18 protein-coding genes are annotated in these 20932 nt (G+C 40.9%); 10 read left to right on the top strand and 8 right to left on the bottom strand.

What is annotated here, in order from left to right:
- Window positions 1-1051: 1051 nt before the first annotated feature.
- The 8 genes from dnm_RS25155 to dnm_RS25190 all read right to left on the bottom strand — a co-directional run bounded on the left by dnm_RS25155 (window position 1052) and on the right by dnm_RS25190 (window position 7859).
- Window positions 1052-2068: a DNA-methyltransferase gene (locus dnm_RS25155; RefSeq protein ID WP_207679641.1), complete on the bottom strand. Its 1017-nt coding sequence runs from the start codon at window positions 2066-2068 to the stop codon at window positions 1052-1054.
- Complete coding sequence (locus dnm_RS25160) at window positions 2056-2772, bottom strand: BglI family type II restriction endonuclease (RefSeq protein WP_207679642.1); 717 nt, start codon at window positions 2770-2772, stop codon at window positions 2056-2058. The genes dnm_RS25155 and dnm_RS25160 overlap by 13 nt, the downstream gene beginning before the upstream one ends.
- Before the next feature lie 39 nt (window positions 2773-2811).
- A complete protein-coding gene (locus dnm_RS25165) occupies window positions 2812-4809 on the bottom strand; it encodes a hypothetical protein (RefSeq protein WP_207679643.1) in 1998 nt (665 codons plus the stop codon).
- The gene (locus dnm_RS25170) at window positions 4793-5539 is read right to left on the bottom strand and encodes a hypothetical protein (RefSeq protein ID WP_207679644.1); all 747 of its coding nucleotides are present in this window, start codon (window positions 5537-5539) and stop codon (window positions 4793-4795) included. The genes dnm_RS25165 and dnm_RS25170 overlap by 17 nt, the downstream gene beginning before the upstream one ends.
- Window positions 5540-5644: 105 nt before the next feature.
- Window positions 5645-5839 (bottom strand): hypothetical protein, encoded by a 195-nt coding sequence (locus tag dnm_RS25175; RefSeq protein ID WP_207679645.1) that lies wholly within the window; start codon window positions 5837-5839, stop codon window positions 5645-5647.
- A 12-nt stretch (window positions 5840-5851) separates the two neighbouring features.
- Entirely contained in the window at window positions 5852-6340 is a 489-nt protein-coding gene (locus tag dnm_RS25180; RefSeq protein ID WP_207679646.1) for an HNH endonuclease, read from the bottom strand.
- Between the two features lie 587 nt (window positions 6341-6927).
- Window positions 6928-7188 carry a hypothetical protein gene (locus dnm_RS25185; protein ID WP_207679647.1) on the bottom strand — a complete coding sequence of 87 codons (261 nt, stop codon included), beginning with the start codon at window positions 7186-7188 and terminating at the stop codon, window positions 6928-6930.
- 29 nt (window positions 7189-7217) lie between these two features.
- Complete coding sequence (locus dnm_RS25190; RefSeq protein WP_207679648.1) at window positions 7218-7859, bottom strand: DNA-methyltransferase; 642 nt, start codon at window positions 7857-7859, stop codon at window positions 7218-7220.
- A gap of 317 nt (window positions 7860-8176) precedes the next feature.
- On the opposite strand from dnm_RS25190, the gene dnm_RS25195 reads away from it, so the two are divergent.
- From dnm_RS25195 to dnm_RS25240, 10 genes are all read left to right on the top strand, one after another.
- A complete protein-coding gene (locus dnm_RS25195) occupies window positions 8177-8389 on the top strand; it encodes a hypothetical protein (RefSeq protein WP_207679649.1) in 213 nt (70 codons plus the stop codon).
- A gap of 543 nt (window positions 8390-8932) precedes the next feature.
- A complete protein-coding gene (locus dnm_RS25200; protein WP_207679650.1) occupies window positions 8933-9844 on the top strand; it encodes a sigma-70 family RNA polymerase sigma factor in 912 nt (303 codons plus the stop codon).
- An 83-nt stretch (window positions 9845-9927) separates the two neighbouring features.
- Window positions 9928-11760, top strand: a complete 1833-nt coding sequence (locus dnm_RS25205; RefSeq protein ID WP_207679651.1) for a tetratricopeptide repeat protein — start codon at window positions 9928-9930, stop codon at window positions 11758-11760.
- A complete protein-coding gene (locus dnm_RS25210) occupies window positions 11757-12518 on the top strand; it encodes a DUF4292 domain-containing protein (protein WP_207679652.1) in 762 nt (253 codons plus the stop codon). Before dnm_RS25205 ends, dnm_RS25210 begins: the two co-directional genes overlap by 4 nt.
- Before the next feature lie 45 nt (window positions 12519-12563).
- Entirely contained in the window at window positions 12564-13340 is a 777-nt protein-coding gene (locus tag dnm_RS25215) for an ATP-grasp domain-containing protein (protein WP_207679653.1), read from the top strand.
- A gap of 73 nt (window positions 13341-13413) precedes the next feature.
- Window positions 13414-14148: a UPF0280 family protein gene (locus dnm_RS25220; protein WP_207679654.1), complete on the top strand. Its 735-nt coding sequence runs from the start codon at window positions 13414-13416 to the stop codon at window positions 14146-14148.
- An 86-nt stretch (window positions 14149-14234) separates the two neighbouring features.
- Window positions 14235-14726 (top strand): HIT family protein, encoded by a 492-nt coding sequence (locus dnm_RS25225; protein ID WP_207679655.1) that lies wholly within the window; start codon window positions 14235-14237, stop codon window positions 14724-14726.
- A 71-nt stretch (window positions 14727-14797) separates the two neighbouring features.
- Window positions 14798-15265 (top strand): LapA family protein, encoded by a 468-nt coding sequence (locus tag dnm_RS25230; protein WP_207679656.1) that lies wholly within the window; start codon window positions 14798-14800, stop codon window positions 15263-15265.
- Between the two features lie 387 nt (window positions 15266-15652).
- Window positions 15653-18334 (top strand): DNA mismatch repair protein MutS, encoded by a 2682-nt coding sequence (gene mutS, locus dnm_RS25235; RefSeq protein WP_207679657.1) that lies wholly within the window; start codon window positions 15653-15655, stop codon window positions 18332-18334.
- Window positions 18335-18991: 657 nt separating this feature from the next.
- A complete protein-coding gene (locus dnm_RS25240; RefSeq protein WP_246556087.1) occupies window positions 18992-20767 on the top strand; it encodes an N-acetylmuramoyl-L-alanine amidase in 1776 nt (591 codons plus the stop codon).
- The last annotated feature ends 165 nt before the right edge of the window (window positions 20768-20932 follow it).

The raw sequence follows: 20932 nt of genomic DNA on the forward strand, positions 1-20932 counted from the left end.
AGATCGCAATTTTGCACTCCGGAAAAGATTTTTGATCTGCTGATTATAATTTATCTTTGTTTATGGTATATACCAATACCGTTCGGCACGATTTTTGCATACATTTGTAACTAACTGAATTCATATATCCGGGAAACTGAAATCCCGAAATGTCCGCCGGGCGTTTTTCGGAAACAATTTCTCCAAAATGCGGAAATGCCGGGCATTTCCGTCCGGCTATGCAAAAATCATGCCGAACGATATTGGGTATATACCAATTCTTTCACTAAGTTTTGCATTTGTTCCCTCTGACTTGTGTTAAAAACATTATATTTTTGAATAACAGCATGTTATATATTTGTCCGTCATAAAGAGCGATATTTTGTATAACATGCAATTTCAGGAAGTTATGACCGAATATGCTTTTGCCTTCCTGATGCGAAAAATTTTTGTGCATTTTCAAATGCTGTGAAACACGGATATCAGTCTGTTTTAATTTAATAAAAGCCTTAACATGAATTACCAGGGAGCCAAAGTTCTTTCATGTTTCGTTGTGAGCGGACCGCTTATGACTGTTTATATGAAAAAGGTGTTAAGTGTTAGGTGTTAGGTGTTAGGAAAAATTACAAATTTTTCATGCCTCGTTGTGACCGGCAGGTCATGCCCGTTTATATGAAAGTGTTAAGTGTCAGGTGTTAGGTGTTAGGTGTTAAGTGTTAGGAAAAACTGCAAAACTTTCATACTTCGTTGTGACCGGCAGGTCATGCCCGTTTATATGAAAGTGTCAGGTGTTAGGTGTTAGGTGTTAAGTGTTAGGAAAAACTGCAAAACTTTCATACTTCGTTGTGACCGGCAGATCATGGCCGTTTATATGAAAGTGTCAGGTGTCAGGAAAAACTGTAAAATTTTCATTTTTCGTTGTGACCGGCAGGACATAGGAGTTTATATGAAAGTCATTTATTGTGTGTCTTCGTGCCGTTGTGGCATTCGCTGTTTGTCCGTGTTCTCTCCAGTTGAAAAAAGTTGCACATGGCGTTTAATAAGTTCCGCAAAAGAGGGGCGGATTACTGTATCAGGTATTTCTGATTTCATATTTGGATTCAGTTTCTTCCATCATCAGTTCCATCTGGCTTGGCGTATTTGAATATTTACGATAGGATTCAACAGTTTTTTTTGATAGTTTTACAGATTTCTCTTCTTTGTCAATTCCGATATATCTTCTTCCCTCACTTATTGCCGCTATTGCTGTTGTCCCGCTGCCAATAAAACAATCCAATACAATATCCCCGGGGTCTGTTAAAAGCCTTATGGCTCTTCTGGGTAATTCTGTTGGAAACTTTGAATCATGATCCGCGTTGCTTCGGACAGAAGGAATTTCCCAAATCCCTCTTGAACCCCAGTCAGTCCACTCCTGCCTGGTCAGTCTTGATCTGTCAATCTTTGTAACACCAGGTTTCCAAAAAATATATAAATATTCAAATTCGTCAACTGAACGATATGAAATCGTGTGCCATTTGGAATTTTCCCAGGCTGCGTCTTTTACCCATATACGTCTGTCATAAGCAAACAGACCCGCATTCAGGGCCATTTCTTCTATCATGCCGCCGACGATCAGAACTCTTGTCTGAGACTGATATTTTCCTCCCCGTATGTTATTTCCGTTTAACCTTCTGTCAATTGTCTGTTCACTGCAACCAAAATGTTTTGCCAGTTTGTATCTGTTCCAGTCAGGATGCTTTGTCTTTACTTCTAATATTTGTTCCTTTGTCAGTCTGATTTTTCTTCGGGAAATATTTTCCGCCATTATTTTAGGCATGGATTCATCTTTGAAGCACAATATGTCAGCGATATTAATTGCTAAAAATCCCCCGGGTTTCAGTAAGGCATAATGAAGATTTATTGTTTCTCTGAGCAGAATTTTCCAATCTTCAAAACTCAGGTCTTTTTCATAATTTTTGCCGACAAAATAAGGCGGTGACCAAATACTTAACGCAACTGATTCAGGTTCTATTCTTCTAAGCAAAATTTTTGCATCACCATGATAAATCTGATCAGGTGAAAGGTAATCTGTCAATTTTATGAGTCCCATTGTCCTGTACACTCCATAAAAGATTCATTATAAAATATTCTTTGAACACGCCAAGATGCTTTTGATTTTAATTTGGCAAAGCTCAGTCTGACCCGAAAATCCTCGCCTAAAGTGGGTGCATTTCTTCCAGCCAGCCAAATATTATCATCATAAGTTGGATTGTATTTGTGTTGTAACAGCCCGTTAGGTATGCTTGCAATAGTGACTTCTTGCAGATGGTGGATATTATCTGTATCCTGATATTTGAAATGTACCAGGGATGTTGTCGTCAAATAGTGATTTTCACCATATTTTGAGATTTCAGGCAGAAAACCTTTTTCATCAATTTCACTGTCTGATCGCTTCTGACGCACTCGCATAGATGTCTGAGACATCTGTATTGTTGCTGATCTGTTCTCTTTTTCTGCCTTTGAATCTATGAACAAAGCCTGTCTGACAGTCTGTTCCGGCATGATAATGTATCTTGCCTTTTTATAATCAACTGTTCCGTATATCCGTTGCGGAACATTGTAACCTGCCAATCTGTCTAATAATTCTCTGGTTATGTCTTCTGCAATATCTTTCACCCTGTCAGGCGATTTTAGAAAAACTTCATGGGCTTCCATCCCGAAATCTGTAATTGCCTGAAAAATCCAACGAAGGGTAAGCTTCTCCACTTCCTCTATTTCGTCAAGTATCAACTCTTTTGGATGTTTTTCGTTCATAGCTCTCTTTTTCTAATGCGTGAATATGCTCCCTCCCTTTCATGTCGTCCGTTGAAAGGATATTCCCAATGCCCTGTCAAAATCCTTAAAAACCTTGTAACCGCGGCCATGTATTTTTTCCCGGACAAATAAGGCAAATTCTTCCTGTGATACAGGTTCTATATGATTATTCACATCAATAACTGTCACGCCTTGTTCTTTCACTGCCCTGCTGAGGCGTTCCAGCGCGCACCATGTGCCGGCCTGTTCCCGGTCTAAAAAAACGGTGTTGCCTCCAAGTGATTTAAAATGTATAAAATTTTCCTTCGGAATTTTCCATTCAGAAGGATGCTTATGACGTTCATCCCGAATATAGAAAGCTTTGCCAAACGCATTGTTTTCAAGAAAAACAATGCCTCTTTTGAGATGGGCTGCTACGGAACTATGATTTTTTGTCATGTCTATGATAAAAACAGAGGGAACAATCAGGTTTTCCGAAAACCTGATCTCGCAGGAAATATCAACATATTTTGTCTGAAAATCAGAAGGGTTAGAGAAGCTGACCTCAAATTTGCTTTCAGGTGACTGAGTCAGATAAAGCTTCAGCGCTTCTCTTAATATTTCCCGCCTGAGTTCGTAAGTTTCAAAATTATCCGTGATCTCCTGAAATCTGGTCTCAAATTCTTCCCTCAGTTTTTCAAATGCGGAAGGGGATGTGGTATCCTTGCTATCTGTTTCAGGGGGGGATGTCAGATGATGTTTTGCCAGTGTGATAACATCTCTGGGGCTGTATTTCCCGATTTCAAAAATTTGGGTCAGCGCGTCTTTGTGAGAGGTGTAAATATTTTCAGCCTCATTCTCTCCGTACACAACTATCAGGCGATGCCGCACAAGTTCAATGGCCTGGTCCGGGCTGCAATACTCAAGCTCAAATTTTTCCGGTTTTTCAAGACGGTCAGTGATGTGAAGGTCTAATTTTTTTCTGAATTTTTCCTCCCATAGCTGGCCTCTTACAAACGCAACGGGCACCATGGCAGCTGTCCCGTCCACCAGAAATTCGATCATTTTTCCAAAGGAACGGATTTGTGCATCTGTTTCGTAATTTTCCATGCAGTCAAAACAAACCACAAGGGGCTGTCCATAACGGGCCAGCAACACCCCGATAAATTTTAAAATACTTCTGGCCTCATTTTCCAGAAAATCTTCAGATGCGTTGTGACGGTCCGGGGTACCGAGCAATGACGTTTCATCCTCATCAATCACCTCCCCTTTAAGCCAGTCTTCCGCGGCTGCTCTTTTTTCTGAAATTCGATATTGAAACAGGACCTTCAGAAATGTTTTGGCACAGCTTCCCCTTAATGATGCCATTGCTTTTTTTTCAATGTCCTGAATCTCAGGAGCAATATCCGGGCTGAAAAGATATGCCGGGTTTTTTCTGAGTTTGGCAAGAATATTCTGATAGTTTTCTTTATCAGCAACCCGTTCTTTTCTCACAATGACATCTTTAAAGATTTTGCCCAAATCTCTGATCACAGACAAACTGATTTTCTTTGTCTCCAAAATGGTATTTGCTTTTTTAATTAATATTTTCAAAGAATTATCATAAGTTTCACGCCTGGATGTCCGGCATTCTGTTTCAATGGTCTCTTTGAAAATCTCCGTCAGTATTCTGCCCATCTGAGTGATGTTTGAAGACTTGTCTGTCTGATGGCGGAGATTGATGATAATTTCACTCAGGAGATGGCGATAGGTTCTTTGCGTATCAATAATGGGTTCAATATAAGCCAGGGAAAAAGGGGAATCTGTCCGAATACCATGTCTGAGTATTCTGCCAGTGAGGTGGGTTTTGCCGCCCCCGGCCTCACCAAGCACCAGACCGGCAAGGCCAAGAGCAGGGGTTTTTGTCTTTTGCTCAATCAGATGACAAATTTTTTCAAAAGGGTGTTTGTTTATGGATTCAACATCCGGGGATATGTTTTCCCAAGGATTTTCCGCGCTGGATGAAGGAAACGGATCCTTTTCATTTAAAATATCAGGAGATTCAATGTTGTCCATCATTCTTTCCTTTCCATGTCACTGTGACATAAAATATGCCATTTTCATCTATGAAAGAATCATTAATCTCCTGGTCTGTCATCAGCGAAGGATCCCCTCCCTGAAGCTGAATAACATAATTGCGTCTCAGATATCTCAGCACCCTGTCAAAATGTTCTTTGGGCCAGTTCAGATGTTCCCGAATGCGATGGATACGGACAAAGCTCCGGCCTTTGCCAACCATATCATAAGCTGTTTTGAATGCGGCACTCTCATCTGAAGGTTCTTTCCGAGGGGCCGCCTGAATTTGCTCCGGTCTTTTGATTTCAGATGAAATTGTCAGGAAAGGCTTGTAAGTTTCATTTAAGGCACATAAGACTCTGCCTTCCTCCAGAAGCTGATTCAGGTTGGAAATGTAGTCTTTTTTAAGCATGGGCAAATACTGAGCCAGCTTTCCTGCTGAAGACGAGCCGGATTTCTGACATATTTTATTGAAGATAATCTCCTTTAACGGCATGTTAAAACCGATATAGCTGGTTTTTGCCCCTTTGTATTCCCGAATATCACCTTTTATATAGGGCCGCAGTTTTTTGAGAACATCTGCCGGGCCTGAATTTTTTGTAAGCTCCAGATATTTTAGCAAAGCAGTGGGAAGACCGGTTCTGATCTGTGTTATTGTAAGATAATCCTTTTCCGATTTTTTTAACACATCTGAAATTTTTTTTTGAATGTCAGGAATGATCTCCTTTTCCATGAATAATTCCCCCATTGTAAAGCCAAACTCACCAGCGCAAAGGGCGGAGAGATAGCAACGAACAGCACCCCCTTGCATCCGTGTGTATCGCCGAGTTATACCTTTTTATTCAACATCTCCCATAACAATTTTTTCAATTATTGACTCATGAATTGGGTCATACCAATTTATTTTTTCACCAATCAAATCCCTTACCTTTTCGATTTCATCCTCAGTTAATTCTCTATTAAATTCCTGAATAGCAACCGTTTGAATATCTTCGATATTTAATGAATAAATAATATCGTTTTTATTTTTCATATTCCTCCAAAATCATAGATAAAAAATATTTTCTCTATGCCATTTTATTGCATTAGGGTGTGGATGATTTTGTTGGTTCCCAGGTAAAGAAATAAACAGGTCTTCTTTTAACATTTGTCCCATAAAGTTATAATTCCACATCCTACCAAAGTCAGCAGACAAATCTTGAATTTTTCCTGAAACAAGAACCTTAAAATTATCTTTCAAAGTAAACCAGCCAACATCGAATGCCCAATGATGTAAACGACATAATGCTAATCCGTTCAAAATATCATCTTTTCCATTTGAACTGTGAGGAACAATGTGTGCGGCTTCCACTTCCCACTGGTGATTATCCGGTGAGTAAATTTTCATACCGCAAACAGCACATTTAAAATCGTATGCTTCGATAATTGCTTGTCTGAAAGCGCGACTACGGAGTTTAATTTTTTTGGCGATTTTTATAGGTTTTTTAATTTTTTCAAAAGGATTATAGTTTTCCGATCTTTCTTGCTCAATCATTTTCTTTACTATCTTTTGAACCAATACCGTTCAGCACGATTTTTGCATACATTTGTAACTAACTGAATTCATATATCCGGAAAACTGAAATCCCGAAATGTCCGCCGGGCGTTTTTCGGAAACAATTTCTCCAAAATGCGGAAATGCCGGGCATTTCCGTCCGGCTATGCAAAAATCATGCCGAACGATATTGCTTTTGAACCTCAAAATATCTTATTGGCAAGATTTCTTTATGAGTTAAAGGAATATTTAATAATTCGAGTTCCCGCTCATAACCATCCTCTGTAAGCATCCATTCTTTTTTATTTGTTAGCTTCATCGTCTGAGTAGGTCGGGATACTAATTTTTCTTTTACTAAAGAGTCAGCAGCACGAAATAACAAACGATGCCAAAGGTAAGATTTTTTCTGATTATAACGGATTCAGGGGAGGCTCCGATTTCGGGAGGCTGCGCGCGACCTTCCGTTTTCGCAGAAAGCCGGACGGACATTCCCGGAAAACGTCGGTTTCCGGGAAAACAAATATCCTGAATTTCCGGTTCCCGGAACCCCGTGACGGACAGATTTTCCATTCTGACATATAGTCATTTCAGGATGTTGTGCCCTCCCCTAAATCCGTTATAATCAGGATTTTTACTCTGTTTTCTTTTTTATAAATAGTTTCAAGATACGCTGTTCTTTGTTCTTCTTTCAAACCAAAATCATCTGCAATTTCTTCAACAATATCTTCGGCAGCACTAAACTCTTTGATTACTCCATTATGATTGAATAATGATTTTAATAATGCCAGCTCAACTTCTTTTCGAGGTGGCATTTTTAAATTTTCAAGCATTTTTTTCTCGTAGCTCATTGCTTTATTCCGTGAGTGTAGTAATATTATCAGGTTAGGCATTCTTCAGAAAAAGCGGCCCTCTTATTACATTCGGTTGCCAAATATAAAGCATTCGTCGGATAACCCTTATCCCTGTTGACCCAGTTTGAAACATTTTTTCCAAATCCGCTACCAGCTTTTGAATTGTCTCTGATCTTATCTGTTTTGCTTAATTTTTTTAGTCGGTTTTTCGCCCAATCACCCATCGGAACCATGACAGACTCCTGGTACATTTTGAATTTTTTTGATTTATTAAACTGAAGACATCGTTCCCAGGCATCTCTGAAACGGTTAGGCCATTTACCAGGAAAACAGTTCTTCTTATGCCATACAAACTCTTCAGTCCAAAGCCAGCCTTGTTTTCTCATTTCCAATATTAATTCAATGACATAAGTATATCTTTCACCGTTTATGGCTTTTTCTTTTATGTTGAGAATAAACGTGCCATCAGGTTTTAAAACTCTGAGAAACTGTTCTGAACGGGGTAAAAACCATTTTACATATTGATTTGGCTTTATTCCGCCATAGGTATTATTTCTGCTATCAGCATATGGTGGCGAGGTAACTATCAGATTAAAGTGATTATCAGGGAATGTTTTCAGCATTTCCAAACAGTCACCTGTTATTATTTTAGTTTTTGGTATTGCCATTGACTATCTCCAAATATTCAGCGTTTCCAAGGTGTTGCATCGATCTATATAAACACGCCCTTTCAAAGCTTTTACAAAATGTTTTTGATTTACAGAAAATAAAAGTTTGCATAGATTTTTGAATCGTGATAATATTATATAATTTTAGTTAAGACCGTATTTTTTAAGTATCTGGAAAAAACGAAGTGAGGTTAGCAATTTTTATGAAAATTGTAAAGAAATACCTTAATTAAATAAGAGGCAAAAATTTCCCAAATTCAAAAGAACAAAGCGTATTGCATTTGAGGAACAAATAATAAGGATAAAAAATAAGGGGGATGTGTTATCGAAAAATAACGCAGATAAATCAGAAGGGGGAATTGGTACGCCTGGCAGGATTCGAACCTGCGACCTACGGATTAGCTTACCACTACAGATTTCCCTGCCAACCCGGAAGGGTTGTTTGTGGTCTGGACCATATCTTCACCATCTCAGGTGCAGCACATATGGCCTCTACGGATCCTTACCACAGAAAAGTCTGTGTATTGTAAGTTTCCTCGGTATTGCCATCATCAATCATCCCCCGCGGGGAGAGATAATCCTGTTAAGGTTTCACCGATACAGTGCTGTCCACTTTGCCGGTTCCTGTTTCCCGACAAAGGCTCCTATTTTTGTTGAAGTCCGTTGCTCTATCCAGCTGAGCTACAGGCGCATACCCATTAGTGAATTGCCATATAGCATGTCTTTTTTTACAAGTCCATAAAAAACGTACATGCTCACTCAATATTTTTGTTTTTTTTCTTTAATCGTTTGAATTTAAATCGTTTTTAACGGTATAAAAAAAGGGCTTTCGGTTCAGTTGGCATCAGAACAGACCAGGCAGGGCAGATTTAAGGCGGAAATAAACGCTCATAAAAAACCCGGGTTTTTTGCCCTCCCTGTTATGAAGATATTCTCAGATAAAAAAACGGGTTTTCAAAATGTATTTTCACGGTAAAAGTATAAAACAAATTTTCTTGAAAATATTCACAATCTCTGATATACTTTTTATCAGTTTTTTTTTCAAATAAATCAAAATAAAAGGTGTTAGCAGCATGGAAAACAATGTGCATGAATCCGACCAATCTTCCGACAAAGCCCTTGTCAAGTTTGATCCGCTTCAACGATATCTGGCAGAGGTCAGCCATTATAAACTTCTGACCAGGGAACATGAAAGAGAGCTTGCCGTAAAAGTGTGGGAAGACAGTGACCCTGATGCCGCGTATGAGCTGGTGACTTCCAATCTGAGGCTTGTGGTGAAAATCGCGCTGGAATTTCAGAGAGTCTGGATGCAGAACCTCCTGGATCTGATTCAGGAAGGCAATATCGGACTCATGCAGGCAGTCAAAAAATTTGACCCGTATAAAAATGTCAAATTTTCATATTACGCGTCCTTTTGGATAAAGGCATATATCCTTAAATTCATCATGGATAACTGGCGCCTGGTAAAAATCGGGACTACCCAGGGACAGCGAAAACTTTTTTTCAAGCTGAAAAAGGAAAAGCAAAAGCTGATTGACCAGGGATTTGATCCCAAGCCCAAACTCCTTTCCGAGAGACTGGGGGTGTCTGAGCGTGAAATTGTGGATATGGATCAGCGCCTTGACGGGTGGGATGTGTCGCTGGATGCCCCTCTGAAGAATGATTCTGACACAGAACGAATTGATTTTCTGAGTACAGCTGCCGAATCTGCCGAGGACAAAGTGGCAAAAAAAGAAATGGATATCCTTCTCCATAACAAAATTGCAGAGTTTAGGAAAAAACTCACAAAAAGAGAGCTTGAAATATTTAACCTGAGGATATTTTCTGATGCGCCGGCCACGTTACAGGAAATCGGTGACCGTTACGGAATATCAAGAGAGCGTGTCCGACAGGTGGAAAAAAATATTGTCACAAAAATGAGGGAGTTTTTTAAGCGGGAAATCCTTGACTTCAATTCATATACGAACAACGATGACGGTCAATAGCTGAGGGAGTGACGGGTATCCTCTTCTCAGTTTTTCTGCGCTTCATTATCTGTTACCCAAAAAATAATCAGGATAAAAAACAAATGAGAACCCTTTTTCCAAAGCTGACCATTTTTATTATGGTCGTTATTTTCAATCAGATGCTTTTTTCAGGCTGTGCGACATCTGTAAAAAAAGCAGAACCATTTATCCAAAGTGAAGATACCGAGGTCGCAGTATCACCGCCTGCCGATATTCAGGAGACACCAGTGGCGCCTGCGGATGCTGATATTGTTGAACAGCCAGATGAAAAAACAGTTGCTTATTTCAATCCCACTGAACAATATTATTATTACATAGAAGCGCAACTCCAAAGGAAAAGAGGACATACGGACAAAGCAATATATTATCTGAAAAAAACAATAGAAAATGATCCGGAATCCTTATATTTACAAAGAGAGCTTGCAAACCTTTATCTGCGTAAGAATGACAAGCAAAGTGCATTAAAGCTTGTTGAAAAGATGATCGGAAAGGAACCTGCCGGGAGCGTGGAATCGCTTATTATTTACGGAAGATTAAAACAGGAATTAAAACAGACAGATGGCGCAAAAAAAGCCTATGAGAAGGTTCTTGCTGATGACCCGAAACAAAAAGAGATTTATCTGCTTCTCGGGGGTCTGTATTTTGACGAAGATGATCTGACCCGGGCGTTTCAGGTCTATGAACGCCTGATTCAGAATTTTCCTGAAGCATATGCCGGACATTTTTTTCTGGGAAAAATTTATGAAAAGCGAAGTGATCTGGACGCTGCTGAAAGGGAATTTCAAAAAACACTGGATATTGAGCCTGATCTTGAGGAGCCAAGATTTGAATTGCTAAATATCTATGATACCCGGGGAGAAAAGGAAAAAGCGATCCGGATATACGAAGAGATGCTGGAAGAGAATCCTGACAACATAAGAGCAATGATGGGGCTTGCCTATTATTATCATAAAATCGGCTTATCAGAAAATGCTGAGGAACTGCTGACGGAACTGGGGGAAAGGAGCGCGACAGAGCCTGGAGTAATAAGAAATCTTGTTCAGTTTTATATTGATCAGAAACAATATGAGCCTGCTGTGGTTATCCTTGAGGGGATGCTGAAAGGGGCTCCGGACAATTCAGATATTCATTATGCAGCGGGTATTACCTTTGACGGAATGCAGAATGAGGCTATGGCAATTAAGCACTTCAGCAAAGTGACACCTGATTCCAGATTCTATCAGAATGCCGTGGTTCATATTTCTTTTCTGTATCAGGAGCAGGACAGGGTTGAAGATGCGATCCTTTTTCTGGAAAATGTCATCAGAGAGATACCTGACAATCCGGAATTCATGCTTTATCTGGGTACGTTTTATGAAGAAACTGAGGATTTTGAGGCATCTGTGGATATTCTGGAAAAGGGCCTTGAAATTGATCCGGATAATCCCCGGATTTATTTTCGGCTGGGGGTTGTGTATGACAAATGGGGCAGAAAAGAGGATTGCATAGAGGCCATGAAGGAATCCATACGGCTTGATCCTGAAAATGCCAATGCGTTAAATTATCTCGGGTATACTTACGCGGATTTGGAACAGGACCTGGATGAGGCCGAACGTCTTGTCATAGAAGCTTTGAAATACAAGCCTGATGACGGTTACATCATAGACAGCCTGGGATGGGTTTATTTTAAAAAAGGACTTTTCAATAAGGCCGTGAAGACTCTGGAAAAAGCAGTCCGCCTGGTTCCTGACGATCCGATTATACTGGAACATCTCGGGGATGCATACCTCAAAACAAATGACAGGAAAAGAGCCATTGAATTCTATGAGCGTTCCCTTTTAAAAAAAGAAGACAATGGCAAGGAATTTCTTGAAAAAAAGATTCAGGAACTTACGGAGGAAGAATTTCAACAGTGATGAAAACCAACCCTCTTTCTATTCTTTTGATAATGCTTTTTTTTATCTCCGCATGTACTCCCGTCAGCCCCAGGGTCAGCAAAACCTCCGTTGATTCGGCTGAGGCACAGCACCTGCTTACATCGTTAAAAAATAAAAACCACACCCTTAACTCTTTCAAAGGCATTGGAAAAATAAAGATATGGGATAAGGATAAATTCCAGATCGCCCGGGTGGCATGGCTCGGGGCAGCACCGGGAAAACTTCGTATCGAGGCGCTCAATGTCTCAGGTCAGCCCGTGGCAAGCATCGCAGGAGACGGAAAATGGTTTTATTACCGTAACCACGACGATTTTTATAAAAAACAGGCAAGCGATCCCAGCCTGAAAAAAATCGTTTCTGTCCCTGTCAGGTCCAGTGATATTTTTTCAATGCTCGCCGGCCGTGTGCCAATTCAGGAGCATCATCTGGCTTTGATTGTAAAACATGAATCTGAATATGTTCTGGAGTTGCAATCCAAATGGGGAAACATTATTGAGAAAATATATTTTGATACAAGCAAGACAATCGTGTCTAAAATTGAAATGTTTGACGCATTCGGATCCCTCACATACCGTGCGGCATTTGGCAGGATACGGACCATAGGAGACTACCAGATTCCTTTCACACTGGAATTATCAGATGATGATGATGACGCTGGGTTCCAGCTCCATATAAGCAACTACTGGACAGGCGTTCCTGTTCCGCCGTCAAAATTTATACTGACCCCGACTGATTAGCAGTTTCAAATTTCAAATTTAACCGTCCGAATTTCAAATTAAAAAATGGCAAAAAAAATTGCACTTGAGGCACGTCTTAAAAATTGCAAAAATGTCATCACATTAGGTGTTCGGCCCAATTTTTCCGCTTACAGCCCTCGGGACGCGGAGCTGATACGAAAAGCAGAGAAAATCTATTATCCGACAACTTTTTATGCTGACCTTTTTGACGCGGCAGGTAAAAAAACCTTTCCAAGTTATCACACCTACAAATGTGTTCAGGACAAGATCAGGCAGACCGCCCTGTTTAATCTGTTGGAGATACAACATCCCAGGACAAGAGTCTTTTACGGGAACCGCCAGAAGAATTCCATTCCTGATCATTTTCAATTTCCGTTTATTGCTAAAATTCCAAGAGGTTCCGCAATGGGCAGAGGGGTTTATCTTATTCAGAACAGAGATGACCTTTCCGCGTTCTGCGATCTGACAACTACCGCTTATATCCAGGAATACCTCCCCATTGACCGGGATATGCGGGTCGTTGTGGTAGGAAACAAAATTGTTCATGCTTACTGGCGCATTGCCGCTCCGGGCGAATTCCGGACCAATATCGCGGCCGGGGGAACCGTGTGTCTGGATCCGGTTCCCCAAAAGGCCCTTAATCTGGCGCTTCATACAGCATCCGCATGTCAATGGGATGACGTGGGGATTGATATTTGTGAAAATGACGGAAAATTTTATGTGATTGAAGCAAATATGAAATATGGTAAGGAAGGGTTCAGAAAGGCAGGGATAAATTATATTCAGATGATGGAACATCTGATCGAAAACGGGGAAATCTGATAAGAGGTCATAATAAAATTTTCATTATTTTTCCTAACACCTAACACCTAACACCTAACACTTTTTTATATAAATGTATCAAAATCGGACATATCGAAATTTATTCAGAGATGATCGGGCGTTTTTCAAGGTGGTTGTGAAAGAAACAGACCTGTTTGTACATGCGCCCGGACACCTTGAACAGCTCACAAGGGATCTGATATTGCAGCACAGAGGATATATTGAATCCTACATAAAAATGTATCCGGAATTTGCAACTGCCCTCACTCCCTGGCGCATCACCGGACCGGCCCCGATGATTATCCGGGATATGGCAACAGCCGCTGAAAAAGCCGGGGTGGGACCGATGGCTGCGGTCGCGGGAGCCATTGCCGAACATGTCGGGACAGATTTGCTGTCACATACAGATGAAGTTGTTGTGGAAAACGGGGGGGATATTTTTTTTAAAACAAATGATCCGCTTACCATCGGCATTTTTGCGGGAAGGTCTCCGTTAAGCTTAAAGATCGGTTTGCGGATTGATCCCGGGGAGGAGCCTGTGGCCGTATGCACTTCATCAGGCACAGTGGGGCATTCTTTAAGCCTTGGGAAAGCAGATGCTGTCTGTGTGATATCAAGGTCCTGTTCCCTTGCCGACACGGTTGCCACTTCAGTTGGCAACCGTTTAAAATCAGAGGCAGATATCCAAAAAGCAATTGATTTTGGAAAAAACATACAAGGAGTTATGGGACTTGTTGTAATTATAGGCAATAAGATCGGCGCATGGGGGGACGCGGAGATTATACCGCTTAAAGGAAAAAAAGGTTGAATTTTTAATAAAAAAAAGATAAAAAAACCGGACTTGTGACTTTTTGGTCTTTTGTGATGAAATTTTAAAGATAAAGGGAAAAGAATATGAAAACAATGTGGGCACCGTGGCGGATGGAATACATTCTGGGAGATAAGGAAGAGGGGTGTGTATTTTGCAACGCTTTGTCCGAGCAGGATGATCTGACACTTTACAAGGGCAAAACAACCATGGTGGTTATGAACAAATATCCGTACATCAACGGTCATCTTCTGGTGTCACCCATCAGACACATTTCCGCGCTGGATCATCTCAGCAGAGATGAAATGGGAGATTTGCTGATGACTGTTGAAAAATCCGTGGCCATTTTAAAACAAGTTATGAATCCTGACGGATTTAATGTCGGGCTGAACTTGGGAAAAGTGGCAGGAGCCGGTGTGGAGGAGCATCTTCACTTTCACATTGTGCCGCGGTGGTTCGGTGATGTGAACGCTCTTACTGTTTTTGCTGATGTGCGTGTTATTCCTGAGCATTTGAAAAGCACCTTTGACAATTTAAAGCCTCACTTTAATCAACTCTCACTTCAGAAGCCAGTGTAATACAAATCTGTTTTAACAATCCAGTTTTATTACATTCTTATATTTTTTAACACGTTTTTAAAGGAGGAAACATGAGGAAGGTTAAGATCGGTTACTGGGTAACTATTTTTGTGCTACTCGTGTTGTTTTTTGTGCAGAATCAGGATTTTTTCATGCAGAAAGTGGCGTTCAGCTGGAACATTATAAATATTGATGCGTTGGCAAATTTGGACTGGAAATGGTTCATAGATTATAAGACATCCGAATGGCAACTCATCATCTTTTTCCTGGCTTATTTTCTTGCAGGGGTGGTCGTAACTTTTATCTACAGTTTTTTTATACAACTCAAATATACCCGAACGATCAGTTCTCTGAACAGGACATGCACACTGCATCTTGATAAAATATCTGAGCTTGAAAGTGAAGTGGCATCATTACGAAGCGGTTCTTCTCTCCGGGAGAGCGCTCCGGAAATCAAAGAAGATGTCATTGATATTTCTTCCAAAGAAACAGATTCTCCTGAAAAAAAGAAACTGAAGAAAAAAGAGAAAAGCTCATAACTCACCACCTGTCTCGCCTTTCAGACATCCCCCTGCCCGGAGATGCATAATTCTGTATCCTCTTTCCCTTTGAAGGGAGGGCAGGGGATGTTGTACGCCATACCGGAACATTTATCTGTTTTCACTGAAAATATTTTCATAACTGGGAAAAACCGGGTATTTTATGAGCATTTCTTATTTAACATACTTGGAACAAAAGCAATTTTCATAAATTTTTGTGCAGTAACCCGGAAAACCTGATCATCAGGATTACAATAATTGAAATGGCAATTTTTTCAAACATCAGAATAAAGTTTCAGTTAATTAATGTTTAAAAATATCAAAAGATTATTAACAGAGGTGCTTTTACAAACAACTTAACAAAGAACAAACTATCCGTCAGCAACTATGAGTAACAAAACAACCCCGGTAATACAACAGTACTTATCCATCAAAGAACAATATAAAGACGCCATACTTTTTTACAGAATGGGTGATTTTTATGAAATGTTCTTTGAGGATGCCAAGCTTGCGTCCAAACTCCTTGAAATCACTCTGACCTCAAGAAACAAAAAAGATGATGTTCCCATTCCCATGTGCGGTGTGCCGGTCCGGGCCGTGCAGGGATATATCGCACGTCTCATACAACAGGGCTACAAAGCTGCCATCTGCGAACAGACAGAAGATGCCGCGGCAGCAAAGGGCATTGTCAAAAGAGAGGTTGTGCGGGTGATTACCCCGGGAATGATCATTGAAAATGAATTCCTGGATGAAAAATCAAATAATTATATCTTTTCAATAGCCACCCAGAAGGGTCGCGGCGATGTTTCTGTCATGGGATTTTCCTATCTGGATATTTCAACCGGAACATTTCGGGTATCTGAGTCAGAAGATTCGGATGCTGTTATTGATGAAATGCTCCGGGTCTCTCCCAAGGAAATCCTTTTACCGGAATCTTTGAAAAATCCGTCTTACTCCCAAGCAGCAATGAAAGACCTGCTTGCTTCGGTATCTGAAAAAGCGGTCACTTTTTTGGAAGACAGATTCTTTGATCATACCAGAGGAAGGGAACGACTGCTTGACCAGTTCAAAACCCTGTCTCTTGAAGGGTTCGGATGTGAGCATTTAAAAGCGGCCGTGAGTGCCGCAGGCGCGCTGATTTATTATGTGGGGGAAACCCAGAAACAAAAGATCGAACATCTTACCGGAATTGAAACTTATGTATTGGGTGATTATCTTCTCATTGATGATCTGAGCTGTCGGAATCTGGAGCTTGTCAAAAATCTGCGCACGGGAACCAAACAAGGCACGCTTCTTGGAACCATTGATCGGACAGTTACGGCCATGGGAGGGAGACTGCTGTTCAGATGGCTGAGATATCCGCTCATGAATGTGAAGAAAATCCTTGCTAGGCTTGATGCTGTGGAAGAAGCTAAGGAAAATCTTCAGGCTGCCAGAACAATTCGGGAAAATTTAAAAACCGTTTATGACCTTGAACGTATCGGGAGCAAGATTGCCATGGGATATGCCAACGCGAGGGATCTGATTGCGTTAAAACGATCCCTGAATATGCTTCCGAAGATCGCGTCGTTGCTTTCACAGTTTAAATCAGGGCTTTTTAAATGGAACAAAGAAACGGAGTTTTTTGAAAAAATCGGATTTCTGGCAGACCTTATTGAAAAGGCAATTCGTGAAGACGCGCCTCCCACCATTCATGAAGGCGGAATCATCAAGACCGGTTATAACAGCGAACTGGATGAATTAATAACCATCAGCAAAGACGGCAAAGGCTGGCTCGCACAGTTGGAAGTCAGAGAAAAGAAAGCCACAGGAATAAACACGCTCAGGGTAAGATATAACAAAGTGTTCGGGTACTACATTGAAATTCCAAGAAGCCGTGCTAATGATGTTCCGCCCCATTATGTTCGGAAGCAGACCCTGGTCAACGCGGAACGATACATCACGGATGAATTAAAAACCTTTGAATCAAAGGTGTTAAACGCCGAAGACCGAAGAGGCGCGCTTGAATATGAACTCTTTGATGAAATACGCAAAGAAATTGTAAAAAATAATCCTGAAATTCAGGCAGCTGCCCGGTTTGTGGCCAGACTGGACTGTTTATTGAATCTGTCTGAAATCGCAGAACAAAACAACTATGTAAGGCCCGAAATAAATACACAAGGGCATATTTTTATTGAACACGGACGGCATCCGGTGATAGAGAAGATGATCACAGGTGAACGTTTTGTACCCAATACGGTCAGGCTGGATGACAGTGAAAATCAGATTCTTATCATCACCGGCCCGAATATGGCAGGAAAATCAACAATATTGCGACAGGTGGCGATTCTGAGTCTGATGGCTCAGATGGGTTCCTTTGTGCCTGCGGGGAAAGCCTCAGTCAGTGTCATGGACAGAATATTTACCCGGGTGGGGGCGTTGGATAATCTTTCCCAGGGACAGAGCACCTTTATGGTGGAAATGCAGGAAACCGCCAATATTCTGAACAATGCCACATCAAAAAGTCTTGTGATCATAGATGAAATCGGGAGGGGAACCAGCACTTATGACGGGCTGAGTATCGCGTGGGCTGTTGCCGAATACCTGCACGACCTGAGAGCCAAAGGGGTGAAAACCCTTTTTGCCACGCATTATCATGAACTGACAGAACTGGCCATGACAAAGTCCCGGGTAAAAAATTATAATATCGCGGTAAAAGAATGGAATGATGAAATTATTTTCCTGAGAAAACTGGTCGAAGGCGGCACCAACCGAAGCTATGGCATACAGGTGGCAAGACTTGCAGGCATTCCTGACAAAGTCATACAACGGGCCAAAAAAATTCTTTTTGATATAGAAACCGGGGAGCATGGTGATGATGTTTCATACACAGCCCCGATGGTTCCCTCTCCGGAAGGAAAAGACCAATGCAGGGAAAGACCTGTGCAACTGGAACTGTTTGGCAGTCCCGGGCATTTTTTGACAGACGAACTTCAGAACCTTGATATCTCAACAATGACACCGCTTGATGCCCTCAATTATTTAAATGAACTTCAGGAACGAACAAAGAAATTAGGAATTGAGAATTAAGGAAAATAAGCTGCCTTCACTACTAAGGATTTCATATAAAAAACGGGATTCATAAGAAAAGGATTATGTCCCCTTCTTATACTCGGTGTTCAAATTTTTTTCCGCTGACCGGGTTCATTGGCAATTTCCAACCCGGGATATTATCCGGGGGGGTCCCTGTGTCAGCGCCACAAAGGCACGAAGGCACGAAGTCCCGCGAAGGTTCTTTGTGTGTCTTTGTGTCTTCGTGTCTTTGTGGCATTTTTACATAGTCAGGTACAAAATTTTTGTAGCAAAAAAAAGAGATCCGGCTTTGTTCTTTCAATAAGTTAAAGTGCCATTCCTCGCTAATTTGTAAAAAAACCGCTCGAACTATTGTACTGATAAGGTGTTATGTGTGAGTTATCTCAAAATACATCTTATCCTTTGAATACCCTTTTTATCCCATTGACTTATCCCTGAAAATAGGTAATGGATAACAGACAATATTTTTTAACCACTTTTCCTGTGACGGCCATGATCCGGAGTCACAACGAGACATAAAAGTTTCAGCGTTTTTCCTAACACTTAACACCTAACACTTTTTCTATAAAACCATATCTGATGTTAAACAAAAGCGTTTTCATATATTTTTTTATTATCAGTTGTATTGTTGGAATACTGGGCACCTGTGATTCCTTGGCAATCACAGCGGAAGAACAGTATTACAGAACAGAAGTTGCTTATAAAAACTTCCTGAAAGACCCTGAAAAGCTGAAATACAGGGAAAACTGGCTGGTATATATTGACGAATTTCGGGCTGCTTACAGACTGGACCCTTCCGGTACTCTGGCTGCTGCTGCCTTGTATATGTCCGGGGAACTTTATAAGGAGCTTTATAAGCGTTCATTCAAATCCTCCGACAAAAAACAAGCCATTGACTTGTTTCAGCGGCTATTAAAACGTTTTCCCACCAGCAATTACAGGCGTAAGGCTGAATCAGCCCTGAAAGCCTTTTCCAAGACAAGAGGTGCAAAATCATCTGTTAAAAAGGAAGCCGTTAAAAAAAGTTCATCTGAAAAGGCACGCGTTATAAAAACAAAAGTAAGAAAGGAAGTATTCAGAAGATCAAAACAGGCGTATAAAGCAAACAGAATGAAAAAATCCTGGCAGGAAAAATCCTGGCAGGAACGTAAAACGCGTCTGGTAGAAAAGTCCCAGCCCAAATATAAACCACCGATTATCAGTCCATACATAAATGCGGATACAACCATTATGAATCTGAGATTCTGGTCCAATCCCAACTACACCCGTATTGTTGTTGATGCAAATCAGGATACCTCATATACTTACAGATTGCTGAAAAAAGATTCCTCAGCCAACAAACCCCATCGGCTTTATGTTGATTTTGACAACAGCCAGTTAGGCAAAAACATTAAAAAGATTATTCCGATTAATGATGATTTGCTTATTGACGCACGGGCCAGTCAGTATCAGACAGATTCAGTCAGAGTCGTTGTTGATATCAAGTCCTTTGGAACCTACAAGATATTTTCTCTCAGAAATCCCTTCAGGACAATTATTGATGTGTGGGGGGGAGATAATAATTACCGATATGCGTCAGTACCATTTCAGAACAGAAAATTTGACGTAAAGAAACCAGAACATAAAAAAACAAAAAGTAAATCGCTGAAAACAGAAAAAAATGAAGGTGATGTTTTGAAAATAAAGCCGAGCGATATTGCAAAATCACTTGCATTAGGCGTAAGGCGCATTGTTATTGATCCGGGTCACGGGGGAAAAGACGCGGGAGCTGTCGGCTACAACAAACGTATTCTTGAAAAAAATATTGTTCTGAGCATTGGAAAACGGCTTGCCAGAAAGATTCGCCGAAATCTCGGGTGTGAGGTGATTATGACCCGCAGCACGGACCGTTTCCTCAGTCTTGAAGAGCGAACTGCCATTGCAAACACAAAAAACGCTGATCTTTTTATATCCATACATACGAATGCTCACCCGAAGCGAAGTGCCTATGGTATTGAAACCTATTTTCTGAATCTGGCCACAGATGATGAGGCCATCAGAGTCGCTGCCCGTGAAAATGCGACATCAAGAAAAAATATCAGTGACTTGCAGACCATCCTGCAAGACCTGATGCAAAACGCCAAAATTAACGAGTCGAGCCGTCTGGCAGCCCATATTCAGAAATCCTTATATCGGCAGATGAAAAAGAAGTATAGCAAAATCAAAAACAAAGGCGTAAAGCAGGCTCCTTTTTATGTTCTCCTGGGTGCTCAGATGCCTTCTGTGTTAGTGGAAACATCCTTTATCAGCAATAAAAGAGAATGTCAGAGACTGACCAATGCCACTTACCAGGAGCGTCTGTGTGACGCCATTGTAAACGGAATCCGTAAATATATTAAGGAAATGAATCCGACGGCATTACTGAGATTACATCCGGGAGGAAGCGGATAGCCAATCTGGTTTACTCAACAGTGAAAAGTTCAAAATTCAAAGTCAGAAGTTGTTCCGCAACCTTTTGAAATCACAGGGCGGCATATGCCGCCTCGGAAAATGTCGATACTCTTAATTTCAGGAGGTTATGAGAACTTACGACTGTCGAGTGGTTTAAAAGAAGGG

This window comes from Desulfonema magnum (assembly GCF_017377395.1).
Taxonomy (GTDB): Bacteria; Desulfobacterota; Desulfobacteria; order Desulfobacterales; family 4be13; genus Desulfonema_C; species Desulfonema_C magnum.